This window comes from Staphylothermus marinus F1 (genome assembly GCF_000015945.1).
Taxonomy (GTDB): domain Archaea; phylum Thermoproteota; class Thermoprotei_A; order Sulfolobales; family Desulfurococcaceae; genus Staphylothermus; species Staphylothermus marinus.
On the sequence record NC_009033.1, the window covers coordinates 272,631 to 284,087 of the forward strand.

The following is an 11,457-nucleotide window of genomic DNA, read 5'->3' on the forward strand; positions in this document are numbered from 1 at the left end:
TTCCTGCCTCAAACCATTATCCTAAACTATTTCGGAACACTCACAACTCTAACATCTGAACCTTGTGTCTTTGATGTGAAGTAGGGTAGTATAGGTGTTGGAAGTTTCTGGAGGAAATCAAGGTCTTTACTGAATAGATCCCTTATATCATCTAGTCCAAGCACAGCCATAGCTAGTCGATCAATACCTATACCCCAAGCAATAGCTCTAACACCAGGTGCTCCCAAGATCTCCATTACTTCAGGTCTAAATACTCCGCCTGGAAACACCTCGATCCATCCAAGATGAGGATGCTTAATAAAGCCTTCAACACTTGGTTCTGTGAATGGGAAGTATCCAGGTTTAAACCATACTTCTCTAATACCTAGTGCTGCAGCGAATTCTTTGAAAAATGCTAGTAAATGTTTAAATGTAACGTTTTTACCTACAATAACACCGTCTAATTGATAAAACTCCATAGCATGTTTAGCATCAAGTGTTTCCGGTCTAAATACTCTGTCAAGACTAAAAACTCTATACTCTCCCTCTCCTCTTTCATAGATTGCTCTAACAGATACAGCTGTGGTTTGGCTACGGAGTATAGGTCTAAGAGCTCTAATAGGGTCCCATTTATACCCCCAGCCTCTCTCATGTATTTTTCCAGCTCTACTGAGAAGCTCTTCTGGGACTTTGCCTTTGAAATCCATTTTCAAGAAGAAAGTATCATGTATTTCTCTAGCGGGATGATCTTGTGCTTGAAACAATGCATCAAAGTTCCAAAACTCTAATTCAACATGTGGGCCTTTAACTTCTTCAAAACCCATGGAGACCAGTATATCACGGACAAGGTCGAGGAACTCTATATAAGCATTTAGTCTCCCACCAACAGGTTTGGGAGGAGGAACTGTTAGGTCGAATTCTTTAATAACATATTTCTCCAATTCATCCTTTGGCTTAGGGATAACTACAGTTAATAATTCTCTCCTCGTTATCAAGCCTTCTCTAAATAATTTTTCGAGAACATCGCTAGGTTCAACAATTATTATTGTCTTCTTCTCGGTTCTTATCATTCGTCTACGTTTTAGAATATTAATAATATTGTCTCCTACGGTTTCGCCACGCATTATTTTTTCGAGAGCAGACCTTATGATTGAAGCCTCCTCTATAGCTTTGTGACAACCATATTCATCGCCTACAACAACGACTCCACTCATAACACTTAGACATTTATTCCTGACTAGATGTTGGAAGCCTATTTGGGCTTTTTGCTTTTCAATACCTGCTTCACTACTAACACATTCTAGGAAATCCTCAACATTCCTACCAACACATCTATACATTACCCTAAAAACTCTTTCCTCCGGTGTTCTTGAACTAAGAACTTCACGTCCTTCATCCGTGATTACTGGTACTTGTTTAATTTTACGGATTACTCTAAGTAACCCTTTAGCTTCGAGCTCAGCTAGATCCCTCATTATATTCTCGGGCTTCTCATCCAAAGCCCTAGCTAGTTCTTCGACACTGAGCGATCCACTGCTCAAAAGAACCTCGACAATCCTGTATTGCCTATTTGGCAAATAATATTTATCATCACTATCTTGACTCATTTACCAATACCCCTCCTAACAATTAACTCAGTCACTCATCTCATATATTACATTATAAATTATCAAACATGAAATAAATACTAATCCACCAATATACATTATTAATTATGTAAGGCCCCGAGCCTCTGGACCTGCAAATAACCCCTCTTATTCATGTAGGGGGTTAGGGATGAGCAGGTCCGCGCGACGGGGCCGACAATCAAATATTTTCAAAATAAAACATAAGTATTGTCCATGAAAAAACCTAGTGGAGTGTAAAGATTTGATGTATAGAGTTATAATTATTGGAGCAGGCATTGTTGGCTTAAGCATTGCCAGGGTCTTATCACGTTTTGAAAACCTTAAGATCACTGTTATCGATAAAAATCCTGATGTGGGATGGGGTGTTAGTAAAGCTAATACTTCAATTATTCATCCATGCCACGAAGAGGATCCCGACAAACATCCTTTGAGAACAAAGCTTTGCCTAGAAGGACATAATATATGGTATAAATGGGTCCGTGAACTAGATATACCGAATAGGTGGCCAGGCGAGATAATCGTTGCAACAAATGAAGATGAATACCATGTATTAAAACATTATCTCGAACTAGCTAGGAGAAATAATGTTCCAGGCGTTAGGATTGTTGATGGAGAGGAGCTTTTCAAGTTAGAGCCGAGTATAAATAGGAGTAGTATAGCAGGACTATATGCTCCATCAGCTGGCTCAATAGATCCTGTTCAAGCATGTATAGCTTTAGCTGAGAACAATGTAGATAATGGTGTAAGATTTGTTTTAGGAGAAAAAGTTGTTGATATAGTTGTTAAAGATAAACATGTCAAGGAAGTGGTTACAAATAATAATGTTTATGAAGCAGACATAGTTATTAATGCTGCTGGGTTATTTGCTGATGAAATAGCTCGTATGGTGGGTATAAATGATTACATAATCTATCCTAGAAGAGGTCAATACATATTATTTGATAAAACAGCTAGTCCTAAACCAGACAAAATAATACATACAACGCCAACACCTAAAACAAAAGGAGTATATGTATTGAAAACAATTGAAGAAACACTACTTATAGGTCCCACAGCAGAAGATTTATCAATAGAGGAGAAGGAAGCAAACATTGTTACTAAGGAAGGAATAAGCTTCATTCTTGAAAATGCTAAGAAAATAATTGAGAAACTACCTCCCATGAATCTAGTTATTAGAACATTTACAGGAATAAGGCCGGAGCCTCCGAATGGATCATATATTCTTAGATTTCACGAGGAACCATGGGGATTTGTTGAGGCAGCAGGAATAAGATCGCCTGGTTTAACAGCTGCTCCAGCAATTGCATACTATATAAAAAACCTGATCTCTCAACACATAGATCTTAAGCTGAAAAAGAAATGGATACGTATACGTAAAGGAATCATTAAGATCAAGGATCTTAGTAGAATCGAAAGAAATAACTTGATAAAACAGAACCCAAAATACGGTAGAATAATTTGTCAATGCATGGGTGTTTCAGAAGCTGAGATCTTAGAGGCAATTAATAGGATGAGAAAGATAGGTGTTAAGGAAACAACACTTGACGGCATTAAATTTAGAACACACTCTATGTATGGTAGGTGCCAAGGAACATTCTGCAGACCACTAATATCCCTAATAGTTTCGAGAGAAACAGGCTTAGAGCCTTGGAAAGTTTCTTTCAAGGGAGGAAACAGCACATATGGTATTGGATTTGTCAAGGAATTATTTATGAAGAGGTGATCTATTGTGAGGAAAGAATATGATGCATTAATAATTGGCGGGGGACCAGCAGGTTTAGCATCTGCTATAAAATTAGCTGAGAAAGGATATGAACCACTCATAATAGAGGCTAAGGATAGATTGGGAGGTATACCCCTTCAATGTATTCATCCCGGTTTTGGCTTGCATTATTTCCATGAAGACCTTACCGGGCCGGAATTTATTTATAGATTCATTAACCGCGTGGAACAACTTGATATAAACTATGTTACTAATGCATATGTTGAGAAAATAATTAATGAATCCATTATTTCCAAGAAAGTCTCAATTATCTCGCCTCATGGAAACCTAGTATTCGAGGGTAAGGCTTTAATATATGCTGCAGGAGCTCGTGAACGCCATAGATACGAAATAAGTATTCCGGGACCAAATGTTGCAGGAATTTATACTGCTGGAGAAGCACAGACAATGATGGATATGTATGGTATAATGCCAGGGAAGAAAGTATTAATTATAGGATCAGGAGATGTAGGTCTCATAATGGCTCGTAGATTTGTTCTCGAAGGTGCAGAAGTTGTTGGAGTTGTGGAAATACTAAAGTATCCAAGCGGTCTAGTCAGAAACATTGTTCAGTGTTTAAAAGATTTCAGTATACCCTTAATGCTTCAACACATGGTTACAGATATAAAAGCTGAGAATGGAAGGGTATCAGGAGCAATAATCTCGAAAGTAGACGAGAATCTCAAACCAATACCTGGAACCGAGAAAGAAATAGGTTGTGATACTATAATTATAGCCGCCGGTCTTAGACCTAAAGTAAAATTGTTAAAAGAAATAGGCGTAAATATTGATCCAAGAACACACGGGCCCTTAGTTAATGATTACTTGGAAACAATAAATGTTCCAGGAGTATTTGTAGCAGGCAACGCATTATTAATTAATGACTATGTAGACTATGCTACAGAACAAGGAGAATGGGCTGCTGAAAGTGCAGCCTTACATATAGAATTCAAAGGATTACCAACAAAACAATGGCGTAAAGTAGTACCTGGAGAAAACATTAGGCTTGTTGTCCCACAATATGTTAGCGGGGAAAAGAACACTATCCTATACATACGTGTAACAGAACCCCTCGAAAACGTTCAGCTAATGTTTCCAGAAGTTGGTAAAAGTATACCAGTAATACACGCATTACCATCAATTATGCTTAGAATAAGGCTTAGGAAAGAAGACGTCTCCAAGACAACCGACAAAATAATTGTCGAGGCGAAACCCCTATGAGCCCCGATAGAATAGATGAGATCATATGTATTATATGTCCTAGAGGATGCCAGATCAAAGTCTATAGTGTAAACGGTAAAATAACACGTATTGAAGGCTATAGTTGTCCTAGAGGTAAAGAATATGCTATTAAAGAAGTAAAAATGCCAATGAGAACTTTAATGACTATTGTAAAATGTAGAGGAGGAGATCTCCCAGTAGTATCTGTTAAAACATCCAAGCCTATTCCGAAAAATAAATTGATAGAAGTTTCAAAGTACCTAGCAAACATAGTTGTCGAGGCACCTGTTGAAATAGGTGATATTATAGTAAGAAACGTTCTTGGATTAAACGTAGACATAGTGGCTACTAGGCCTTGTAGAAAAATATGATTAGAGAAGATCAAAAATTATTTCTTAGTAAAAGCCTCAACATTATTGGTTATAACTACATCAATAAGTTCCTCTAATCCTTTTAATAAGCTTGGATCATCAACTGTCCATAACACGGTTTTTGCACCAACATTCTTCACATTAACAAGATACTCTCTAAACTTTTCGAATCCTATTAGTTGAAGTCCTTGAATAGGAGGATTAATAGAGTATAATTTTAGTTTTTCATGTAGTTTAAAAGCATTCATTGCCGCCTCTAAGCTTCCAATATTGTATCCTATTTTAGCGTTTGGATCAAGCTCTCTGATCTTCTCTAATGCTTTCTCGAAAAAACTAACATATACTATATTATCCTGCCAATTCATTTCATTAACAATTTTAATAGTCTCTTCAACAGCATCTACATCTTTTATCTCAATAGCTACAATATATCTTCGCGGAATAGCTTTTAATACATCTCGTAAAAGGGGAATATGTTGACCCATTCCAAGATCTATTTTTGCGAGCTCATTATAACTAGACTCCTTAACAATAAGCTTCACATTCGATACCCTCTGAGTATCAGGATCATGTATTACTACAACTTGTCCATCAGCACTAAGCCAAACATCAAGTTCTATTCCATCAGCACCATAGAGAAGAGCTCCTAGAAAAGAAGCAACAGTGTTTTCAGGGTATTTCAATGGGTATCCGCGATGACCTATAATAATCAAATCTAAGCACCTTGATCAATACATACTTTTCATTTATATATTTGATAAAACAGTAAAAAATTATTGTTGTAAACATGTTTTTAGGTGCTAAAATTGATAGGTTTGATCGAGATAATTCTCATTATAATTGTTCTAGCAGTAATCTTATTCGCAATATTAATTATTGGTCTAGCATATATTGCTGCAAATAAACTAGTTAAGCCACCAAGATATAAGCGTTCATGGACTCCTAAAGATCTAGGTTATGATTATGAAGATGTGATTGTTGAAACAAGTGATGGATTGAAACTGAAAGGATGGTTTATTGATCGTGGAAGCAATACTACAATACTAGCAATCCACGGATACACTTCCAGTAAATGGGATGAAACCTATATGAAACCAATAATTAATATTCTCGCTAAGAACGGATTCAATGTCGCGGCATTCGATTTTCGAGCTCATGGAGAAAGTGAAGGAGAAACAACTACTCTAGGATACTTAGAGGTAAGGGATTATGTGAAGATTATTGACTGGTTAAAACAGAGTAAGCCTGAGAAATCCGAGAAAATAGGAGTTATAGGTTATTCTATGGGTGGAGCAGTAACGATAATGTTGTCAGCAATAGATAAACGCGTAAACGTTGCTGTAGCCGATAGCCCCTACATAGATATTGTAGAATCCGGTAGGAGATGGATCAATAGAATGAAGGGGGTGGTGAAAAACTTGTTAATTCTAGGATACCCGTTAATCGTTAGTATAGCGTCTAGAAAAATGAATGTAAACATCGATGATTTAAGAATGTATAAGTATGCTGATAAAATAAAAATACCAATACTTATAATTGCTGGTGAAAAAGATGATCTTGTTAGTTTAGAGGAGATCAAGAAATTCTATGATGAATTAAAGAAACATAATGAAAAAGCTGAATTGTGGATCACAGAGTCAGCACATGTTAGAAGCATTGCTGATAAGCCGGAGGAATACGAGGAGAAAGTAATTGGATTCTTTAAGAGGTGGTTGATTTGAGTGAAACTAAAAATATATATTTAAAATCAATTCTAATAACTCTCGCATTGCTTGTTCTAAGTTATTTTGCCGGCGACTACATGTTAGCAGCAGTTATTGATCCAATGCATCAGGAAGGAATAATACCTGGAACCGAGGCAACATGGAGAACATACGCTGGTTTATTGAAAACTATTCCAGGCCTCGTTGGTCTTGCACTAACTATTATGTGGGGAGTGTTGGCTGATAAGATTGGTAGGCCGCGACTATTATTCATATTAGGAATCACTATGGGATTATCTTTAGCATTAGTAAGCTTCGCTATGAACTATATCTACTTATTACTCATACTAACGATATTTGGCATAGCGAAGATCGGTATCGGGCCGGTAATATATGCTTTCATACCCGATATTATGCCTCCAGAGAAGAGAGGACTAGGTTATGCTGCATATTATGCGCCAAGCGTGTTAGGATTCGTAGTTGGAATGATTATTGGTGGAATATTGTTTTATTGGAGAACTGCTTATTTACTCGTTGGACTAATGATACTAGTATTCGCTATTCCACTCTACTTATTATCTAGAGGCATAAGGATAGGCTTTGCAGAAGAGAAGATTATTGAGAAAAAATATCGTTTCATAGATGCTCTGCGTGCAGCGCTGAATAAAACAATAACACTCATGATGATCCAGATAATTCCATGGGCTATTCCATGGGGCTTCATAACATTATTTGGTGTCGACTATATAAAGATTAGATGGGGTTTGCCTGGACCGATTGCGAGCGGCATATTAGCAATAGCAGCTCTTTCAATAGCTACAGGACATATTCTAGGAGGTAAATTAGCTGATAATCTAGTTAAGAAAGGAAATGTTAATGGTAGAGTTAAGATATCAGTTATAGGTATCGTTATAGGATATTTAGCTATGCTGGGAATGTTCATATATCCTTATCCATACGGCTCTACAGCTATTACAGACCTATTACCACCAATAATCCTAGCATTAACCGGATTAATGTTCACAACATTCGCATATCCTAATATCAGCAGTATTATTAGCGACTGTGCATATCCAGAATATAGAGGAACTGTTTTCTCACTATACAATATACTAAATACTAGTGGCTGGGCTATAGGACCAGTCCTATACGGATTAATAGCTGGATATTATATATCTATAGGAATACCCGAGAAAACAGCCTTAATGTATTCTGCAGTTCTCATTGAAGCCTTATGGTTAATAAGCCTCATAATATGGATCATAGTCGGTAAAACATATCCAAGAGACAGAATCAAATAACAAAAAAATATATTATTTTTATCTAATCAATTCTCATTCCCAATAAGCACCGCTACCTGGTAGTTCGCCGACTTCATCTAACCATTTCATAGCTCTCTTAACAGCTGATCTCCATCCACTATATAGTTTCTCTCTTTTCTCCTTACTCCATATAGGTTTAAACTCTTTATCCAACACCCACAGTTTGCGTAGTTCATCGATATTTCTCCATAATCCAGCTCCTAATCCAGCGGCAAATGCCGCACCTAAGCTTGTGGTTTCAATGTTTCGGGGGCGGAGAACAGGTATTCCTAGTATGTTGGCTTGTAATTGCATAAGATAGTTGTTTTTAGTAGCACCACCATCTACTTTTAACATGTTTATAACTATTCCAGCATCCTTGATCATGGCTTCATACACGTCTCTCACCTGGTAAGCTATTGCTTCAAGCACTGCATGAACAATATGTTCTATCCTAGTATACCTTGTAAGACCGATTATTAGCCCTCTAGCAGTCATGTCCCAGTATGGAGCATATAATCCACTAAATGCAGGAACAAAATATACTCCACCAGAACCGATTTCTCCAGTCTTCCCTGCTAGTTTTTCGGTTTCAGAAGGATCTCTAATTATTCTGAGATTATCTCTAAGCCATTGAATAGCCGCACCACTAATTGCAACCGATCCTTCAAGAGCATATACTGGATCATACCCTTCAAATACATAACCAATAGTAGTAAGCAATCCCTTAGACGAATGAACAGGTTTATCCCCAGTATTTAATAACATAAATGTTCCAGTACCATATGTTGATTTCATTTCACCTCTTCTAAAACATGTTTGTCCAACAAGAGCAGCTTGTTGATCGCCTAGATCTCCATGTATAGGTATTTCTTCGCCTAGTATATCCTTATTCATGTAACCATATGGTTTCCTAGAACTGCTTGGAACAACTACTGGTAGGATCTCATATGGTATCCTCATTTTCTCTAATAATTCAATTGACCATCTATGATTAACTATGTCAAACAACATTGTCCTAGACGCATTAGAATAGTCTATGACATGTGCTCCTCCACGATCAGGGGTTAAATGATCTCTTGTCCCCCTCGTCATATTCCATATAATCCATGTGTCAATTGTTCCAAACAATATTTCTCCGTGCTCCGCCCTATCACGAGCACCTGGAATATTATCAAGGATCCATTTAATTTTTGAAGCCGAGAAATATGTTGAAATAGTCAACCCGGTTTTCTCATGAACAAACTTGCTTAAACCCTTTTCAATAAGACTTTTACAGTAATTAATAGTTCGAGTATCTTGCCACACAATAGCATTATAAATAGGCTTACCTGTAGCTTTATCCCATACAATAGTCGTTTCTCGCTGATTAGTTATACCAACACTAACTATATCACTAGGATCAATTTCTGAAAGCTTCACAGCATCCTTCATAACATAAACTGTGTTTCTCCAGATCTCTAATGGATCGTGCTCTACCCAGCCTGGACGCGGATAAATCTGTCTATGCTCTCGATAACTATAATTAATTATCCTACCTTCATTATCGTAGAGAACTGCTCGAGTACCAGTAGTTCCTTGATCAACAACGAGGATATAGCGAGGCAAAACCCCGTCCTGCTCCATCACATTATTTACATTATAAAAATTATAATGTATAGGCAAGAATAAAAATGCAACAAAACTATCTAGATCTAAAGATGCTTCTCTAGAAATATCGGGCATGATTTATTATTAGTTACCGAATAGTTCTGGGCAAATATTACATTTTAAAGGATCTATTTCTGGATCCAGCTTTTTATGTATGTTACACATATATTTTTTCGACATAATATATAGTGTAAGCGATGTTATATCTCTGTATATTTCATAAATTGACGGGTTCTTATCTATTATTTTCTCAGCCAGTTCTTCTAATTTTCGTTCTACATCAATGTTCCTTGATAGATCTATTTGTACTCCTCTCTGCTTAGCTAGATACCGTGATACAGCTGAGGGTGTTATTCTTAATTTTCTAGCTATTTCTATCTCTGATAATCCATGTTGATACATTATCTCGACTATTCTCCTATTAATATATGGGACTATGTATCTATAAGCTAGTTCGAATATTGATTTCAATTCTTTATAGCACCACTATTTTCTTCTTGATCTCGTCTGGATTATTAATTATATCAGTTAGATCTTCTACTATTTCAACTGTTCCTAGTTGTTTACCATCCTTATTATTGACTGGAACAATTAGTACTCTTATTATTCTATTACCTAATCTTGTCCAGAATTCTCTATATGGTTTATCTCCTCTCTTCAATTGTTCGACCACTAGCTTTACATATCTCTCCAATCTTGGAGGATGACAATAATATAATAGTCTACCAACTATTGTTTTTGTTCTAATAAATCCCTTATGGAATATGCTACTACTATAGAATCTTATTCTATCATCCGTATTAGCATATGTAATCTCTAATGGAAGTGCTCTAAATAATCCTTCTATCTCTTCTCTGTTAAGAAACCCTGTATCTAATTCTATGTCGTTCTCTTTCCTAATCTGATATTTATCTGGTTTGAATTGTCCAATCATCTTTCTAACATGTATAGGTATCTTATCATATTTTTCAGGAGGTATTGTACCATCGATCTCGAATGGATATATAGGTTTAGCGCTTGGTTTCCAGTTTTTATTTGTTTCAACAATATATCCGATCTCTTCTCCGATCTCATGAATAACGGTCCATTCACCCTCGCTGAATAACTCCCATATGGTGGGGAATAATATTTTGTTTTCTCTGAAAACTATATCTGCAATTTCCTTGGAAAGCCATGTTGTATCATCAACTATTTTCTTTACATTGGCTTCACTAATGGTTTCTTTTTCGAGAAGCTTTTCAACATATTCTATCATTTCTCTAATCTTCTTTATTACACCATCTTCTTTACTCCATAATACTCTTGGTATTGCCTCTAATCCTCTCCGCTCTAGATATGGGAAGATTAGCATCTGGATTTTCCTATAGTGAACCCTGATCTTCTTGAGATCATATAGTATATTTATTAATTCACTCAGTATTTTTCTTCTAACATCGTTGTTTGTTGCTCTAGCAAGTGATCCTGTATATATACCTAAAAGTTCAGCTTGCTTCAAGATGTAATTGTTTTCTTTCAATAAATTATCTAGTGGATGCCCTTCTGGTATGTCTTTTAACTCTTTTCCTCTCAGATAATCCATGAATAGGTTGAGATGAAGATCGCAGAGTTTTATTATATCGTTTACACTAAATCCCTCGAGGACGAGTTGTTGTTCTAGTAGGGGTATTTCTAATGGGGAGACTTCTCGAAGCAAGTTGCCGAATTCTATTTTTATTCTTTCGACGTCTTCTCCGCTTTTTATCTTTTTAAGGATTTCTTTTAATAATTCGAGTTTTTGTGCTTTATCAATATTTGACATGTGTCACACCTAATTAGGGATACATATATAGCCACTTATAAACC

Annotated in this window: 10 protein-coding genes; 5 read left to right on the plus strand and 5 right to left on the minus strand. The window is 36.4% G+C overall.

The window, feature by feature from the left end:
- Positions 1 to 26: 26 nt before the first annotated feature.
- A complete protein-coding gene (gene pheS, locus SMAR_RS01290) occupies positions 27 to 1,586 on the minus strand; it encodes a phenylalanine--tRNA ligase subunit alpha (RefSeq protein ID WP_011838561.1) in 1,560 nt (519 codons plus the stop codon).
- A 265-nt stretch (positions 1,587 to 1,851) separates the two neighbouring features.
- Here pheS and SMAR_RS01295 point away from each other — a divergent pair, with 265 nt between their 5' ends.
- The 3 genes from SMAR_RS01295 to SMAR_RS01305 are packed head-to-tail and all read left to right on the plus strand — an operon-like array spanning position 1,852 to position 4,961.
- Positions 1,852 to 3,330, plus strand: coding sequence for an NAD(P)/FAD-dependent oxidoreductase (locus SMAR_RS01295; protein WP_011838562.1), 1,479 nt, complete (start codon positions 1,852 to 1,854; stop codon positions 3,328 to 3,330).
- 6 nt (positions 3,331 to 3,336) lie between these two features.
- Positions 3,337 to 4,590 carry an NAD(P)/FAD-dependent oxidoreductase gene (locus SMAR_RS01300; RefSeq protein WP_011838563.1) on the plus strand — a complete coding sequence of 418 codons (1,254 nt, stop codon included), beginning with the start codon at positions 3,337 to 3,339 and terminating at the stop codon, positions 4,588 to 4,590.
- Complete coding sequence (locus tag SMAR_RS01305) at positions 4,587 to 4,961, plus strand: DUF1667 domain-containing protein (protein WP_011838564.1); 375 nt, start codon at positions 4,587 to 4,589, stop codon at positions 4,959 to 4,961. Before SMAR_RS01300 ends, SMAR_RS01305 begins: the two co-directional genes overlap by 4 nt.
- A 17-nt stretch (positions 4,962 to 4,978) precedes the next feature.
- Here the strand turns inward: SMAR_RS01305 and SMAR_RS01310 are convergent, their stop codons facing one another.
- The gene (locus SMAR_RS01310; protein ID WP_011838565.1) at positions 4,979 to 5,674 is read right to left on the minus strand and encodes a glycerophosphodiester phosphodiesterase family protein; all 696 of its coding nucleotides are present in this window, start codon (positions 5,672 to 5,674) and stop codon (positions 4,979 to 4,981) included.
- Between the two features lie 84 nt (positions 5,675 to 5,758).
- Here SMAR_RS01310 and SMAR_RS01315 point away from each other — a divergent pair, with 84 nt between their 5' ends.
- Positions 5,759 to 6,682: an alpha/beta hydrolase gene (locus SMAR_RS01315; RefSeq protein WP_425277382.1), complete on the plus strand. Its 924-nt coding sequence runs from the start codon at positions 5,759 to 5,761 to the stop codon at positions 6,680 to 6,682.
- The gene (locus SMAR_RS01320; protein WP_244372451.1) at positions 6,670 to 7,965 is read left to right on the plus strand and encodes an MFS transporter; all 1,296 of its coding nucleotides are present in this window, start codon (positions 6,670 to 6,672) and stop codon (positions 7,963 to 7,965) included. Before SMAR_RS01315 ends, SMAR_RS01320 begins: the two co-directional genes overlap by 13 nt.
- A 33-nt stretch (positions 7,966 to 7,998) precedes the next feature.
- Here the strand turns inward: SMAR_RS01320 and glpK are convergent, their stop codons facing one another.
- From glpK to SMAR_RS01335, 3 genes are all read right to left on the minus strand, one after another.
- Positions 7,999 to 9,573, minus strand: coding sequence for a glycerol kinase GlpK (glpK, locus tag SMAR_RS01325; RefSeq protein ID WP_011838568.1), 1,575 nt, complete (start codon positions 9,571 to 9,573; stop codon positions 7,999 to 8,001).
- A gap of 126 nt (positions 9,574 to 9,699) precedes the next feature.
- On the minus strand, positions 9,700 to 10,086 hold the full coding sequence (locus tag SMAR_RS01330) for a transcriptional regulator (protein WP_011838569.1): 387 nt from the start codon (positions 10,084 to 10,086) through the stop codon (positions 9,700 to 9,702).
- 4 nt (positions 10,087 to 10,090) lie between these two features.
- Positions 10,091 to 11,413 carry a DUF438 domain-containing protein gene (locus SMAR_RS01335; RefSeq protein ID WP_011838570.1) on the minus strand — a complete coding sequence of 441 codons (1,323 nt, stop codon included), beginning with the start codon at positions 11,411 to 11,413 and terminating at the stop codon, positions 10,091 to 10,093.
- Positions 11,414 to 11,457: the final 44 nt, after the last annotated feature.

Excerpts from the sequence above, each read along its gene's own strand:
- pheS (WP_011838561.1), bottom strand. The coding sequence starts at position 1,586 with ATGAGTCAAGATAGTGATGATAAATATTATTTGCCAAATAGGCAATAC.
- SMAR_RS01295 (WP_011838562.1), top strand. The coding sequence starts at position 1,852 with ATGTATAGAGTTATAATTATTGGAGCAGGCATTGTTGGCTTAAGCATT.
- SMAR_RS01305 (WP_011838564.1), top strand. The coding sequence starts at position 4,587 with ATGAGCCCCGATAGAATAGATGAGATCATATGTATTATATGTCCTAGA.
- SMAR_RS01335 (WP_011838570.1), bottom strand. The coding sequence starts at position 11,413 with ATGTCAAATATTGATAAAGCACAAAAACTCGAATTATTAAAAGAAATC.